A 16,126-nucleotide genomic window follows, 5' to 3' on the forward strand; every position below is an offset into this window, starting at 1 on the left:
TATCCGTTGAAAGCACGGGTAATTGGCCCGTAGCCCGTTAATCGATTTCTCTTCATGAATCAGTCCACTAAAATTACCCGCCAGCAGTTTCTTAAACTTGGCGCTTTAGCAACGTCGGCCGTTTTCCTGCCGCAACTGGATGCGTTCGCAGCCTCGTCTAAAAAAGTTGGTTTGCAGTTGTACACCCTGCGCGACCTGATGGCTAAAGATCCCGAAGGAACCCTGCGAAAAGTTGCCCAGTTAGGTTATAAAGAAGTTGAACCTTTTGGGTATTCGGATGGGAAGTTCTTCGGTAAAACACCTAAAGAGTTTGCTGCCCTGATGAAAGAACTGGGAATGACGGTGCCCAGCGGTCACTACACGACGGGCAAAACGATGCCTAAAATGAAAGGGACGCTGACGAACGACTGGAAGCGGGCTGTTGACGATGCGGCTGCCGTTGGTCAGAAGTACATGGTTTGTGCCTACCTTTTCCCTGAAGAAAGGACAAAACTGGACGATTACAAAGCCTTTGCTGACCTATTCAATAAATCGGCTGAAGTATGTAAAGCGGCCGGAATCCAATTTTGCTACCACAACCACGATTTTGAATTTCAGCCACTTGGCGGGAAGATACCCTATGATGTGATAACGGGCGGAACGGATAAAAATCTGGTCAAACTCGAACTCGATTTATATTGGGCAACCCGAGCAAATCAGGACCCCGTCGCTTTATTCAAGAAGCACCCGGGCCGGTTCCCGCTCTGGCATGTGAAAGATATGGAAAAAACACCCGAGAAGGCATTTGCACCGGTTGGTACCGGCTCCATTGATTTCCAACGTATTTTCGACGCTAAAAAAACGGCGGGTATGACCCACTACTTTGTTGAGCAGGATGTTTGCAAACTGCCTCCTTTGGAGTCGATTGCCATTAGTATCAAGAACATCGACAAGTTGAAAGTATAAGTTTTTTACAGGACCAGTGGGCCCGTGTTCTGGGGTAAGATCAATGAATACGGGCCAGATGGTTCTAAAAGATCAGATAGGAAGGGTTACCGTTAGTGTCGTGCCCACGTTAAGCTCACTCGACAGGTCTATCTGGCCGCCCATTAGCACAACGTATCGATTGACGATATGAAGGCCCAGTCCGGTTCCCTGAATAGTCGATACATTTTTAGCCCGGAAAAAACGCTGGAATAATTGTTTCTGGTCTTCCGGGGATATACCGATTCCCTGATCCTGAACGCTCATTGTCAAGAGCTTGTCTGTACAGGCGATTCGAACCGTTATGACAGTGCCTCCGCCCGAATACTTTACTGCATTTGAAAGCAGGTTGATGAGGATTTTACGGAACAAAGAAGGATCCAGACGGATGGTATCCATACACGAAAGTTGCATCTCTATGGTTTGTCTGGGCTCGAGCGCATCCCGGACGTAATTCACCGTTTCAGCAACTACCTGCCTTAGATCGACTTCGACACGACGTACATTGATCTGCCCTTCCTGAAGTTTTTCCAACGATAAAAATTCTTCCAGAATATCGTTGAGGTGTCTGACCGCAATTTTTATTCGCTCGATATGTTTGGTTTGCCTATCCTGCTGGTTATTGATTTCGGCGTATTTTTCCAGGAGCGAGGTAGAGGTCAGAATCGTGGTTAAAGGGGTCCGAAATTCATGGGATGCCATGGAGACGAACCGAACCTTCAACTCGCTCAATTCCCGTTCAACAGCCAGTGCCCGTTCCAGTTCATTTCTTGACTGTTCCAGTTCGCCGAGCGTAAAGGAGAGCGCTTGGGTTCGTTCGGCTACTTCCAGTTCCAGTTCAGCACTGTAGCGAGCTTGTTCTTCAGCCCGCCGTTGCTGGGTGACGTCTACAAACGTAATGATAGCACCCGTACCTAATTTTGAAATGACCGAAAAGATGACCTTATTATCGGGGCTTTTCGCATCACGTCGAACTGTCTCACCGGTTTCTATTACTCTGGTTAAAAGATCAACCATCTGGTCCGCATTACCCAAATAGTTAACGGAACGTACTGTCTGGTCTGGAACCTGATGCCACGATTCAGGTAGCGAACTTTTGGCCTGCTCGTTAAAGTAAGTGTACCGGAAATCAGTAATCTTTCCTTCTTCATCCCGGATGGGCTCGGTTGTTAGGATGCCGATCTTCACCGACTCACTGATGCGCAACAAAAGGTTGCCTTGCTGGATGCTGGCTTCTTCGGCCAGTTTCCGGGCAGTTATGTCAACATACGTTAACATTAACCCATCGCCGAGGGGTACGCCTACGATATTGTACCATTTATTTAACGGTAGATAGAAATACTCAATTTCGAACGGGATGCCCTCCTCGCAAACATTCCTGAAGCGGGTCATGGTTGCCGGAGTGACCGACTCCGGAAAAACATTCGTAAGCAGTTGACCTGTAACATTGTTTGATGCACCAATCAGTTCTTGACCTACTCGATTAACCTGTACAATACGAAAGTTTGTTATATCGCCCGATTGATCTCGAACCGTCTGATATACGATGATGCCCAATAAGGTTGTCGAAAACACACGCTCAAGCAGATTGTTTTGCTTTTCCCTTTGTAATTCGGCCTCTTTTCGTTGAGAAATATCGGTGTAGGTAACGACAATAAACTCTTCAAACTTACGGAGAGATGCTTTCAGCCAAAGATAAACGCCATCCGTGCGGTAGGTAAACACTTCCCGATCGAGCGGTTGACCGGTTTCACTAATCAGTTTAAGTGCTTTAAATCGTTCGTCATGGATTCCTCCGGGAGTCAACTCGCTGAACAGCTTGCCAATAGCATGATCGGCAGAAAAAGACATAAGCTGGGCTGACAGCTTGTTGGTCATTACGAGTCGGAAGTCTACCGGAACACCCGATTCATCGTAAACAGTTTCAAAAACACTAATTGCGTCGGGCGAGGCATCCAGAATTCCCTGAAGTAATAATCGGGTCTCCATGTTATATACGGTGTAGAAAATACGAACAGTAGCCTTAGGTAACCTGACAGTATTGTTATGGGATGCAAGTTACGGGCAGTTAAATGTAGTGAAATGGGTAAATAATCAAACTATAGAAACTACTAGTATAAATAAATCTTATTTGGGTCTCTAGCTGCTAGTTCATTGTTTATAAAACGAGGTATACTAAAACAGACTCTAAAACCTATGCATTGTAGAATCTGTAGGCTTTAGAGTCTGTTTTGTTTATCATTATTATGCGAAGTGGTACCCGGCATTAGGACAATCGGCCAAAGCGCTCGAACGCCTGCCGGTCCAGCTCCTCCCGATGGTCGGGATGAGCAATGTTGATGAGTGCCCGGGCACGCTGACGCAGGTTTTGTCCGTATAGATCAGCGATACCGTATTCTGTAACGATGTAATGAACGTGAGCGCGGGTGGTCGTTACGCCCGCCCCCTCTTTCAGGAAGGGCACAATTTTGCTGAGGCCTTTACTCGTCGTTGAGGGGAGGGCAATAATGGGTTTTCCTCCTTCTGAAAGCGATGCGCCCCGCACAAAGTCCATCTGGCCGCCAACACCCGAATACTGGTAGGTTCCAATGGTATCGGCACAAACCTGACCGGTCAGGTCAATTTCAATGGCCGAATTAATGGCCGTGACTTTGGGGTTACGCCGGATAATGGCCGTATCGTTAGTAAAACTGGCCTGCTTCATGGCAACCCCCGGATTATCATTGATGAAGTCATACACGCGCTGGCTGCCCATGACGAATGCCGAAACAATTCGGTAAGGAAGTACCGTTTTGTGTTCGCCGGTAATGACACCCCGCTCCACCAGATCAATGACGCCGTCCGAGAACATTTCGGTATGGATACCTAGCCCTTTGTGGTGAATTAACTCGGCCAGGGTAGCGTTGGGAATCCCGCCGATCCCTAGTTGAAGCGTAGCGCCATCCTCTACCAGACTGGCTACGTACTGCCCGATTTTACGATCGTCGGCGCTTATATCTCCAGGCAGTACTTCATAAACGGGTTCATCGACTTCCACGGCAGCGTGTAACATCGACGTCGGGATCAGGCCGTCGCCGTGGGTGCGGGGAACGCGCGGGTTGATCTGGGCAATCACGTATTTAGCCGCGTGGATGGCCGCCAGCGAAATATCGACCGATGGACCAAGGGAGCAGTACCCGTGCGCATCGGGTGGTGATACCTGAATGAGCGCTACATCAATGGGTAATATATTCCGGCGGAACAGGAGTGGAATCTCACTCAGAAAAACAGGCACGTAATCGCCTATGCCCTGATTGAGCTGCTTCCGCATATTGGCCCCGATGAAAAATGAATTTGGTCGAAATGATGCCTGTAGTTTGCTGTCCAGGTAAGGCAGTGGACCTTCGGTATGCATGTGGCATACTTCTACATTGGTCAATTCACTGGCCCGGTCCACCATGGCCTTGATGAGTACGTGGGGTGTTTGGGCTACACTGTGAATGAAAACACGATTGCCGGACTGGATCGCCGAGACGGCTTGTTCAGGCGTGGTGATCGGAAGGATTGATGGCATAATAGTGAGGTAAAACAGGCTCCGGCTGTTTTGTTCTACTAAGAAAAGGTAAGGAAACAGCCGGAGCCTGTTTCAGTCGCAGGAGACTCACCCACACAACATTGGGATGAAGAGGGAGGTTTATCGATTGCGGATATTAGTGATTCTTTAGGACAGGACTGGCTAACATTTGCTGGAACCAGCGTCCCGATGCCTTTACAATTCGTTGCTGCGTCCGGAAGTCGACATACACCAGGCCGAATCGGGGACGGTAGCCTTCTGCCCATTCGAAGTTGTCGAGGAAGGTCCAGGCAAAATAACCCGCCACCGGAATCCCTTCCCGTTTGGCCCGGAGAACGTTCCGCAGGTAATTCTGGTGGTACTCCATGCGGGCAATGTCGTTCACCCGGCCCTGCTCAACCCGGTCGTAAAAGGCGGCCCCACTTTCGGTGATGTATATTTTTTTGACGCCTTCGTACCGGGCAAACTGATTGATAATCCGGTACATACTTTCGGGGTATACTTCCCAGCCCATTTCGGTGATGGTCTGCACATTCCGGCGGAGGGGCGAAACGTCTTTGGCCCATAAATACGGCATGAAGTACGACTGTTCGACCACCGCCCTGAAATAATGCTGCAACCCGATGAAGTCAAAGTCGAAGGCAAGTCGCTCCATATCACCGGGTTTGGCTACTTTTTTGGCAATGCCCGACAAAAAAGGAAGTTCGTTGGTTGGATAACCCATACCGAGGGTTGGCTCCATAAAAAGCCGGTTCATCAGGGCATCCACTCGGTTGGCGGCTGCCTGGTCGCCGGGGGTAAACGGATCGATAGGGGAGCAGGAGAAAGTAGTTCCCACCTGCGCATCGGAGATGTTCTGCCGCACAACCCGGCCTCCTTCGGCTTGCGCCAACGTGGTATGGTGAATGGCCGGCAATAAATTGCGGAAGCTTCGACGGCCCGGCGCGTGCTGCCCGGTGAAATACCCAAGAATGGAAGAGGCCAGGGGTTCATTTAGAATGAGCCAGTGCTTGACTTTATGCCCAAACGCTTTCGTGCACACGTCGGTGTACTCGGTAAACCAGTCGACAATCTGCCGATTGGGCCAGCCCCCTTTGTTTTCGAGCGCCTGCGGTAAATCCCAATGGTAGAGCGTAATCCAGGGGGTGATGCTCAATGACAGGCAGTGATCGATCAGCCGGTCGTAGAAACGAAGTCCGGCTTCGTTAATACGACCGCCGTGTTTTGGTCCGACACCATCGGGGAGAATGCGAGACCAGGAGATCGAAAAGCGAAATGCATCGAAGCCCAATTCCTTATGGAGCCGGAGGTCTGATTCAAAGCGGTCATAGAACTCACAGGCGATATCGCCATGCTCACCGGTTTTAATTTTACCTTTCTGATGACTGAATGTATCCCAGATGGACGGTCCCCGCCCGTCGCGGTCAACTGCCCCTTCGATCTGGTAGGCGGCTGTGGCCGTTCCCCAGACGAAATCGGGTCCGAAATCGTGCTTCATAATTCGTTTAAAATCGACAGTTCACCGCGTACCACCCATACGTGAAGACGGACGTCATTCAATGGTCAGCCGGGAATGCCGTAGTCTGCGTACATTTAAGGTAAAACTTAGGCACTGACTGGTTATGCCCATCATTACCCGAAAAAAGCAAATTTACTCGATTGGTAACCGGTTGCGGGATTACCTGGTTCAGTACAACCGCGAACACCCGTTGCCCATTCAGTACAGCGATCTGCTCCGGTACGATAATTCAATTGCACTCTTCGACAAACGCGACCGGGATACACTTTGGGAAACGGTTTTTTATCCGGCCTCCGAAGTCGACGAAATTCTGCTGGCGCTCAAGACGATCTACGCCATCCTGAAAGCTGACGGCGACATGTCTGTAACCGGCCATTTAACCATTGATCGGGTCGATTTATGCTCGTACGGCAACACAGCGCCCTTTCGGGTCCGGGTTCGTAACCTGGTAAATGATAATTTTGATTACTTCTACATCAAAAACGCCGATGCATCCAGGGTGTATGGGCTGGAACTGGAGCACATTTTATCCCCCAATCGGATAAGTTATTTGACCAGTGGGAAGACGCTGATCGAAGAACACATAGCCGGAATACCGGGCGATATGTTCTTCGATCAGCAAATGCAGGACCCTGATCGGAATCCGGTTCGGCTGTGTAAAGAATTTGTGAAATTTAATGAACGGTGCTTCGTGAGGCTGTTGGGCGATATGCATTCCAGCAATTTCGTGGTGGATATTACTCCGGATTTCGATGAAGTCTACTACCGAATCCGAGCCATCGACTTCGATCAGCAATCGTATGAAGGCCGAAAGTCGGTATACATGCCGCAGTATTACCGGCAGAATCAACCCATCATCGATCTGGGCCGGGCATGCCTGACGCCCGAGAGTGTACACCAGTACCAGGTTGAGGAGCGGTCGCTGGTGGCGGGGCGGTTGCGGGTCGAGCAGATCCGGATACTTGAGTTGATGGCTGCCATGCGTCAGGATACGATTGCCCCCGCAAATCATGTAGAACAGCTTCGCGAAGCGCTAAACCGACATTACCAAACCCGAAATTTCAACAACTGCCGGACAATGGGCGATATCGTCTGGCAAAGTCTGGAAGTGGTGTCAACTCATTAGCCTATAACGACCAACAGCCCCGGTCCTTTGCAGGGCGGGGCTGTTGGTCGTTACGGTAGGATAGATAAGAGGGTGCGCTGATTAGCCACGACGACCGTAAGGCATGGGTCGGTTGTTAGGTCGATTGTTTTGCTGGTAGGCGAACAGGCGATCCCGTTGCGAAGAGGTCAGCACGGCCAGCACATCCTGACGTTTGCGGAGCTGAAGCTGGCGGAAACCATCGGGCGTCATGCGGGCAGTGGCAAAAAGCTGGTCGTAATTATTTTCGATCTTACGGAGCTGCTTTTCCTGCCTGCGGCTTAGGCCAACAATGGCATCAATACGGTCAATTTTGAGTTCGTCCTGAACCTGGTCGTTGTTATAACGACCCTGTGCCTGTGGCGCACGATTGTCAAAAGGTCTTGAATAAACGCCCTGGGCAAAGCTGGTGGCGGTGGCAAGAGCGAAGAAAGTAAGGGCGGCTGCGATTGTCTTTTTCATGATCAAGTTGTTTGTTTTTTTGGGTTACTTGATCGTTAGAGGTAAATAGACGGGCAGCGTTTAACGAAGGTGTAGGGTATACTCGCTGAGTGCCCGGTTTTGCGGTCCGGATCGGACTAAATTACGTCTGAATGGCCTTTTCTTTTTCCTGTTGCCGATGGGCCATGCCTTGAGCAATGATACTCGCCACAATTAACTGGAGGGCATGGTAGATCATAATAGGCAGCAGCACAACCCCGGCAATACTGCCCGGGAAGAGTACCTTGGCCATCACGCTGCCCTGTACCAGCGATTTTTTAGAGCCGCAGAACAGCGCCGTAATTCGGTCTTCCCGGTTAAAGTCGAAAAGACGGCTGATCAGGTGAACAAATCCAAAAATAAGAAAGAACAACCCCAGCATCATACCCGCCAGTTCAGCTAGGTCGCCCGCCGAGTAACTGGCGAATAAATTGAGGGAAAACGATTCGCAGAAGGCCGTGTAAACGATCAGTAGAATGGTCAGTTGGTCGAAGTAGCGCAGATAGGATTTGTGGCGTTCGGCAAACCAGCCCAGCCGCCTGTTCAGCAGCAGACCCAGTACTACGGGCACAATGACCTGAATAGTCAACTTCCCAATCACGCTGTTGAGGTCGTACTGGCCACTGGTGCTGCTCAGCAAATAACTCATCCAGAGGGGGGTAATGAACACGCCAAGCAGACTGGAAATACTGGCGTTAAAAATGGCGGCAGGAATGTTGCCTCCGGCAATGGAGACCATAACAATGGACGACGAAACGGTAGAGGGCAAGGCAGCCACGTAGAAAATGCCCAGCCAAAGTAACTCTGTATCGGCCGTCTTCAGAACCGAACGGGCGGCCAGCACAACAGCCGGAAAGACAACAAAGGTGGTCAGGTGGATAAGCAGATGCAGCCGGTAGTTACGTAAACCCGCCCTCAACTGATTGAAATTCAGTCGAAGGCCATAGAAAAAGAATATTAAGGTAACCCCGTAGTTCGCTAGCGCTGACAGAGAAAAAGGGCCATCCTGAATGCCGGGTTCGGGCCAGAATTTAGCCAGCCCAATCATAGCCAGTAACGCGAGAATAAACCAATCGAGCCCAACACGGGCCAAAAGTGAGCCTAACGAAGTGTTTGCCATATAATCCGGGAACGTACCCGTAAACCTATCTAATAATTACCAAGTCCTGACGGATCAGCCCCAAATCCAATTAATTCAGATTCGTATTTATAAAAAAAGCAAGAGTCATAATGTTTGACGTTTGGTTTACTTCCTGAAAACCAACAATTACTCCTTTGCATAGCGTGTCAACACATCGAATAAAACTTTATTCGCCTGTTGAGTTGACATTGCGTAGGTGTGCATGATCCCTTTTATCAAAGCCGAATACAATACGGTTATGCCACGGCGACACCGGTTTATTTCTGGGGAGTCGGCAAGTTGTGTTATCGGTTTTCCAATCAAATCGTCGTAGCGAAGCATCCGGCGTAAAGGTTTCGCCGGTCCGGCTGGTTCTGAAAATTTGCTGGTCGCCAGCTCCTGCAAGGCCAATTCAAGCGTTGCTCGAAGTTTGTTGATGCACACCAGTTCACTCCGGTAACTTGGGTTGTTGTAAATGGCCTCTACGAACTCGTCATGGGTTTGCATGGTGTTGGTCTGGTTTATAAAAACAGGTACGTTTTAATTCGAGGGAAGGGATTAAAAATAGGGAATTCGCACAGGAAGATACAACCAAATTGCCAGTTAAGCGATCTATGAACTAATCGGAATTCGATTGTCTATTTTTGATAAAATTGACTCGGCGCTTCATGGATAACTTCTATAACTACTTTAGGGGAGCATGTGTTAACCTGCTTGTTTTACTGATGTTAGGCTTCGGTCTGGCCAAAAATCCGGCCCAGGCGCAGTCGAGCCAGAGTTATAGAAACTGGTATTTTGGGGAGGGCGCTGGCCTAACGTTTAGCGGAGGAGCCGTGAAGGCACTTACCGATGGAAGTCTACACACCGGCGAAGGTTGTGCTGCCGTATCGGACGAAACAGGGCAGCTTCTTTTCTATACCGATGGCAGCACAATCTGGAACCGTAACCATGCCGTTATGTCCGGTGCTACGGGGCTGGGCGGAAGTAGTTCCAGTTCTCAGTCTGCCCTCATTGTCCCGTATCAGAATAGCACCGGACGATTTTATGTGTTTTCCGTCTCGCCCACTACGGGGGTGCAATATGCCATCGTCAACATGACCCTGGAAGGTGGTTCTGGCGGGCTGGAAACGAAGAATAAAGTAGTAACGGCTTCCGCTACCGAAAAGATTACCGCCATCAAACACTGCAATAACCTCAATAGCTGGATAATCACTCACGAAAAAGGAAATAACGTATTTCGGGTTAACCTGCTTAATGACAATGGCTTGATTATAAATGCTGATCAGTATGCAGTAGGCAGCGTGCATCAGCAAAATAAAGGGTACATGAAACCCTCTCACGACGGAAAAAAGCTGGCCGTGACCGTGTCGGACGGAACGGTGGGTGGGTTTCTGGAAGTGCTTGATTTTGACAACAAGACGGGGGCTATTACCAATCCGGCTAAACTGGCTGGCCCAGCCATTGAAGGGGCTTATGGCGTGGAGTTTTCGGCAGACAACACCCTGCTCTACCTCTCCACCTTGTTCAGCAATAAGCTCTATCAGATCAGCGTCGACAACCTACAAATCAACGCTATCTTACCCGTTCAGCTCCAGCGCAATAACGTAAAAGGGGTAGGGGCGCTGCAACTGGCCGTTGACGGCAGGATCTACGGAGCATTGCCGGGAGACGAATACCTGATGGTGATTAACCAGCCCAATCAAACAGGGACAGGTTGCGGAATCGTATCGCAGGGTGTTTACCTGAGTGGTCGAACCAGTACCGCCGGACTGCCGTTTGTGCTGGATGAACAAAAATTGTTGCCGCCCGGTGTAACCGTTTCAGTAAAGAAACTGGCAGACTGCAACAAGTTTCAACTCGACGCCAAGGTGCTGAATCTCGATTTAAACTACCTTATTTATGAGTGGTACGTTGATGGCAGTGCTGTAATGGGGGCTACCGGTCCATCGCTGAAACCAACAAAATCAGGGGCTTATTCGGTTAAAATCCGGGAGACGAAATGCCGGGATATTCAGCTTACCTCAACCCCGGTTTCCGTAACATTAGTTGAGGCAAATCCTAAAGCAACGGCGATTCCGGACTCATGCGGCACGTTTTCGCTGGTGGCTCATGCTACCGGGGGCGTGGTGAAGTGGACAGGACCCGGCATCGACCCGATCCGCAGCCGGTTGGATTCGATTCTTGTTTCCGTTAGCAACGGAGGCCAAACGTATCATGTCCGGGTCAGCAGTCGGGATGATTCCACCTGCTTTACGGATAAGGATGTAACGGTCAGTTTTTCGGCCCCACCGCCCTACCAGTTTTTGCCCGCTACCCGAAGTCGATGCGGGGATACGCTGCTTCTTCGGGCCGTACCTACTACCGACTGGAATACGTTTTGGTGGCGGCTTCCGGATGGCAGTTCTGTAGCAGGGGTGACAGTTACCGCCCGGCAGAGCGGAAGCTATCACCTCATTGCCTCAAGTACCACTTCGGGCTGTAAAAGCGAATCCGATGTTTCTGTTTCACTTCAACCGAATCCGGTTATACGCCTGCTGAACCATCAACTGGATACCTGTTTCGCCACCAACCCAACCACTGTACTGCAACTGGATGCAGGAGCGGTGCCGAATGGAGAGTATACATGGACCATAGGAGGGGTAAGTCTGGGAAATAGTCAGCTACAAACGGTAGATGATTATGGCGTTTATCGTATAACTGTGCGTACTTCGGCCGGGTGTTCGGCTAGTGATTCCGTTCGTGTTGTGTCTACCTGCCCACCACTACCGCCCTTGTTGACTATACCAGATGCCTTTTCGCCCAACGGAGATGGCATGAATGAAGACCTGCTGATCTATGCCTCGGGTATCGAGCGAGCAAACTTATTTATCTTTAACCGCTGGGGCGAGGTCGTTTATACGGTTCTGAGCGCAATACCAGCCCGTTCGGGGTGGCACACCTGGGATGGAACCTACAAGGGACAGCCAGTTGACGGGGGGACGTACACGTACCGACTGGAACTAACAAGCGTAACCCGGCAAAAGCCGGTTATCCGGCAGGGTGTGATCCAGGTGATTCGGTAGTTGATCTGTTATTTCAGCGGTTTCAGTCATTTTGCCAAATTTAGCTTAAGGTGGTTAGACCGGCCCCCCATCCTGCTTTAGTTAGTATGGGCCCAGGCCGATCGTGTAGGTGTAAAAACGCATTCGAACAATCCTCAATTTCATGTTTCCACGTCTAAATTATATTACGCTGGGTGGCGCCCTGGTTAGTGTCCTGGGTTTGCTGGCGGGTGAGTCCGGTAAACGGGAAAGACCGTTGCCCAACCCAATGGTGGCACAGGTCGACACCACGAAGCGGCCGGAAGAGAACCGCTTCACCAAAACGGTGCTGTCCAACGACCTGAACGAGCCCATGGAACTGGCCGTAGCTCCCGATGGTCGCGTGTTCTTCGTTGAACGGGGCGGTAAATTCTACATGTACGACCCCGTGCAGCGGAAAACCCGCTTGCTGTATGATTTCCCGGTGAAAGCCGTCGACAAATACCTGAACGGGTTACTCGGCATGACCATCGACCCTAATTTCAGCAAAAATCACTACCTCTACTTCTTTTACACCATTCAGGATAAGGAACAGACAAGGCAGCGGATTGCCCGGTTCGTGATGAACAACGACAATACGCTCGATATTGCCAGTGAAAAGTCGATCATTGAATTTCCGATCGACCTCGAAGTGAGCGCTCACACGGGAGGCTCTATGGCGTGGGATACGCACGGCAACCTGTTTATTTCAACCGGCGATAATACTGTTCCTTTTGAATCGAGTGGGTTCGCGCCCATCGATGAGCGGGCTGGTCGACTAACGTTCGATGCCCAGCGGTCGGCGGGGAATCCGAATGATCTGCGGGGTAAAATCCTGCGGATTCATGTCGAAGCTGATGGCTCATACACCATTCCGTCGGGCAACCTTTTCCCGAAAGGGACAGCAGGAACGCGCCCGGAAATTTATGTGATGGGTTGCCGGAATCCATATCGTATTTCGGTCGATCCGGCCACATCTATCGTGTACTGGGGTGAAATTGGGCCGGATTCCGGTACCGATGGACCGCAGGGACCGCGTGGCTATGATGAGTTCAATCAAGCAAAAAAGGCCGGAAACTACGGCTGGCCGTATTTTGTGGGCGACAGTAAAGCGTATCACCAGTACGATTTCGCCAGTAAAAACGTCGGGGTGCTGTTCGACCCGGCGGCACCTGTCAACAATTCACCGAATAATACCGGTGCCAAACAACTCCCGCCAACCACCAAAGCGATGGTCTGGTATCCGTACAATAAATCCGATGAGTTTCCTGAACTGGGAGTTGGTGGCCGTTGCGCCATGGGCGGACCGGTCTATCATTACAACGCGGCACTCCAGTCGAAGACGAAAATTCCGGCTTACTACGATAAAGCCCTGTTCATGTACGACTGGATGCGGAACTGGGTCTTTGCCGTGCGCCTTGACGATCAGCAGAATTTCCAGTCGATGGAGCAGTTCATGCCTGCAACGGGCGACTTCCGGCGGCCGGTCGACATGGAAATCGGTCCCGAAGGCTCTTTCTACATGCTGGAGTATGGTTCGGTCTATGGTATCGACAATGACGATGCGCGGCTGGTACGAATTGATTTCAACCCCGGCAACCGGGCACCCGTGGCCAAAGCTGCGGTAAGTGATAGCATCGGTCTGGCCCCGTTGACGGTCGCGTTCAAAAACAAGAGTTACGATTACGACAAAACGGACAAACTACGCTACCAATGGCGGTTTGAGGGTAATAAAATAGCGTCGACCGAAGCGAACCCAACTTATACATTCCGCAAAAACGGGGTTTACAACGCCCTGCTGACCGTTACGGACCCGTCCGGAAAAACCAGCACCGACACCCTGACCATCAAAGTAGGAAACCGAATGCCGCAGGTCGCCATTGCTACTACAGACAACAGCACGTTTTTCTTCCCGGATCAAACCCCGTTACGTTATTCCGTAGCCGTATCCGATCAGGAAGACAGAGTGATCGATAAGAAAAAGGTAAACGTAGCATTGACCTACATTCCCAAAATAGCCGGTAACGATCAGCCGATGGGTCACCAGCAAATTTCGGCTTCGTATAATCTGGGTAAATCCCTGATTGCCGGCAGCGATTGCAAAGCCTGCCACCAGATAGCCGCCAAATCGGTTGGGCCATCCTTCACGGAAGTCGCCAAAAAATACCAGGGTGATAAGACCGCTACCGCTAAACTGGCCAACAAAATCATTATTGGGGGCGGTGGCGTTTGGGGCGAACATGCCATGAGCGCTCACCCACAGCTTTCGCGGGAAGAAACAACCGAAATGGTTAAGTACATTTTCTCCCTGGCCAACCAACCCACCGACAATCGGCTTCCGCAGCAGGGTAGTCTGGTGCTGAAAGACCATGTCGGCAATGAGGCCCAGAGCCGGTACCTCCTGACTGCGTCGTACACCGACAAAGGAAGTGCGGGTGCACCCATGCCCAAACTGGCGCTTACAAAAAGCGACGTACTCATGCTGCGCCCGGCAAAAGTACTCGGTGCCGAAGCCGACTCCGTTTATAAAATGTCGAAGCAGGGTCGACGCCTGGGGAACGCCAAACACGCGTCGTACTTTGTGCTAAAAGATATTGATCTGAAAGACATCGATCAACTCACGTACCACTATTCATCGAAGGAAGAAGCAGCCACGATCAATGTGCACACCGGTTCGCCCACCGGGCCCGTTATCAGTACGCTGAACTACACACCAACGGGCGAATGGAAGAACTACTCGGATGCGAGTGCTCCGGTCCAGAATCCGGGCGGAAAGCACGATCTTTACTTTGTGTTCGACAAGCCCGGTAGCCCCGACAAACCACTGATTTCGCTCGAATGGCTCCAGTTTAAACGGAAAGCGATGGCCACGAGTGAACTGAATAAACCCGCTGGTAAGTAATAATAAGTAAACCAAGTTAAGTACGATTATCCCCAATCCATGAACAAGTCTTTTGTAGTAATTGCCTGTCTGGTTACCTCCATTTCCACGCTGAACGGTGTGTGTGGGTCTATTCCCAAACCGCCCGTAAAGGCTGCAGCCCATGCGAAAAAATCCATTACCGGAGCGGAAGTTAAACTGCCCGCCGGGTTTTCTGCCGCTGTCGTAGCGGAGGAAGTGGGTGCCGCCCGGCACATCGTCGTGACCAAAACCGGCGACATCTACGTGAAACTGGCCAAACTGAAAGACGGCAAGGGTATCTACCGCTTGCGCGACACCAACAAAGATGGCGTAGTCGATGAACGGGTGGGCTTTGGCGATTATCCGGGGACAGGTATTTTTATCCGGAATGGCTATCTGTACACCTCGTCTAACAACAGCATTTTCCGGTACAAGCTGAACGAAAATCAGGAAGTCATCAACCCGGATGCGCCCGAGAAACTCGTATCCGGATTACGGGAAAAAGACCGCGATAAGTCGAAGTCCATCGCCGTCGATAATCAGGGAAATGTGTATGTTAACATTGCCTCGGACAACGATGCCTGCCGCGAGGCCGAAACGGGAAAAGGGCTGATGCCCTGCCCATTACTCGACTCGGCAGCCGGTATCTGGCGGTTCAAGGCCGATGTTCCGGATCAGCCTTTTGCCAGCGGAGTACGTTTTGCTACCGGACTGAAAAACGTTGTTGGGCTGGACTGGAACAGTAAAACCAACTCGCTGTTTGTAGTACAACACGGCCGGGGTAAGTTCGATGATTTCTACCCGCAGTATTATACACCCAAACAAAGTGCTGAGCTGCCCGCCGAAACGATGTATGAAGTGCATCAGGGCGACGATGCAGGCTGGCCTTACGTTTATTACGACCATTTCCAGAAAAAGAAAATTTTGGCTCCGGAGTACGGTGGCGATGGCAAGAAAACCGGAACGGCAAAAACCATTAATCCGGTGGCCGCTTTCCCGGCGCACATGGGACCTAATGGCCTTTTATTTTACACCGGAACGGCATTCCCGGAGAAGTACCGTAATGGGGCGTTTATTGCCTTCCATGCGCAGTCGCAGGAGTTGCATAAAGGGTATTTGATTGGCTTTGTTCCGTTTAAAAACGGTAAGCCAGCAGGGCCGTGGGAGATCTTCGCCGATAATTTTGCCGGTACGGATCTGGTGAAGCCAACGGGTCCGGTTCAACACCGGCCATGCGGATTAGCGCAGGGACCGGACGGTTCGCTGTACGTGACGGACGATCTGAATGGAACATTGTTCAAGATCAGTTATCAGGCGTCGAACCAAAAAGCAACTGCTTCTTCGAAGAAATAAAGTAAAGCAGATCGACCCGCCCGCAAGCGGGTC

The 16,126-nt window shown here is 50.8% G+C and carries 11 protein-coding genes; 5 read left to right on the forward strand and 6 right to left on the reverse strand.

The features are described from left to right. Positions 1-54: 54 nt before the first annotated feature. Positions 55-945 carry a sugar phosphate isomerase/epimerase family protein gene (locus ACYVJM_RS00890; protein ID WP_461146320.1) on the forward strand — a complete coding sequence of 297 codons (891 nt, stop codon included), beginning with the start codon at positions 55-57 and terminating at the stop codon, positions 943-945. A gap of 72 nt (positions 946-1,017) precedes the next feature. On the opposite strand, the gene ACYVJM_RS00895 is transcribed toward ACYVJM_RS00890, so the two are convergent. The 3 genes from ACYVJM_RS00895 to ACYVJM_RS00905 all read right to left on the reverse strand — a co-directional run bounded on the left by ACYVJM_RS00895 (position 1,018) and on the right by ACYVJM_RS00905 (position 6,014). Continuing rightward, complete coding sequence (locus ACYVJM_RS00895; protein ID WP_461146321.1) at positions 1,018-2,952, reverse strand: sensor histidine kinase; 1,935 nt, start codon at positions 2,950-2,952, stop codon at positions 1,018-1,020. Positions 2,953-3,229: 277 nt separating this feature from the next. Beyond that, positions 3,230-4,516 (reverse strand): acetyl-CoA hydrolase/transferase family protein, encoded by a 1,287-nt coding sequence (locus ACYVJM_RS00900; protein ID WP_461146322.1) that lies wholly within the window; start codon positions 4,514-4,516, stop codon positions 3,230-3,232. Positions 4,517-4,652: 136 nt separating this feature from the next. Next, the gene (locus ACYVJM_RS00905; protein ID WP_461146323.1) at positions 4,653-6,014 is read right to left on the reverse strand and encodes a GH1 family beta-glucosidase; all 1,362 of its coding nucleotides are present in this window, start codon (positions 6,012-6,014) and stop codon (positions 4,653-4,655) included. Between the two features lie 124 nt (positions 6,015-6,138). On the opposite strand from ACYVJM_RS00905, the gene ACYVJM_RS00910 reads away from it, so the two are divergent. Beyond that, the gene (locus ACYVJM_RS00910) at positions 6,139-7,161 is read left to right on the forward strand and encodes a hypothetical protein (RefSeq protein WP_461146324.1); all 1,023 of its coding nucleotides are present in this window, start codon (positions 6,139-6,141) and stop codon (positions 7,159-7,161) included. 81 nt (positions 7,162-7,242) lie between these two features. Here the strand turns inward: ACYVJM_RS00910 and ACYVJM_RS00915 are convergent, their stop codons facing one another. The 3 genes from ACYVJM_RS00915 to ACYVJM_RS00925 form a co-directional block, all read right to left on the reverse strand. Further along, positions 7,243-7,641, reverse strand: coding sequence for a hypothetical protein (locus ACYVJM_RS00915; RefSeq protein WP_461146325.1), 399 nt, complete (start codon positions 7,639-7,641; stop codon positions 7,243-7,245). 121 nt (positions 7,642-7,762) lie between these two features. After that, positions 7,763-8,779, reverse strand: coding sequence for a bile acid:sodium symporter family protein (locus tag ACYVJM_RS00920; protein WP_461146326.1), 1,017 nt, complete (start codon positions 8,777-8,779; stop codon positions 7,763-7,765). A gap of 147 nt (positions 8,780-8,926) precedes the next feature. Beyond that, entirely contained in the window at positions 8,927-9,286 is a 360-nt protein-coding gene (locus ACYVJM_RS00925; RefSeq protein WP_461146327.1) for a hypothetical protein, read from the reverse strand. Between the two features lie 161 nt (positions 9,287-9,447). Here ACYVJM_RS00925 and ACYVJM_RS00930 point away from each other — a divergent pair, with 161 nt between their 5' ends. The 3 genes from ACYVJM_RS00930 (at position 9,448) to ACYVJM_RS00940 (ending at position 16,093) form a co-directional block, all read left to right on the forward strand. Continuing rightward, positions 9,448-11,841 carry a T9SS type B sorting domain-containing protein gene (locus tag ACYVJM_RS00930; protein WP_461146328.1) on the forward strand — a complete coding sequence of 798 codons (2,394 nt, stop codon included), beginning with the start codon at positions 9,448-9,450 and terminating at the stop codon, positions 11,839-11,841. 142 nt (positions 11,842-11,983) lie between these two features. Beyond that, positions 11,984-14,740, forward strand: coding sequence for a PQQ-dependent sugar dehydrogenase (locus ACYVJM_RS00935; protein WP_461146329.1), 2,757 nt, complete (start codon positions 11,984-11,986; stop codon positions 14,738-14,740). 39 nt (positions 14,741-14,779) lie between these two features. Continuing rightward, positions 14,780-16,093, forward strand: a complete 1,314-nt coding sequence (locus tag ACYVJM_RS00940) for a PQQ-dependent sugar dehydrogenase (protein WP_461146330.1) — start codon at positions 14,780-14,782, stop codon at positions 16,091-16,093. Positions 16,094-16,126 lie beyond the last annotated feature (33 nt).

The sequence above is a fragment of the Spirosoma pulveris genome (genome assembly GCF_054781875.1).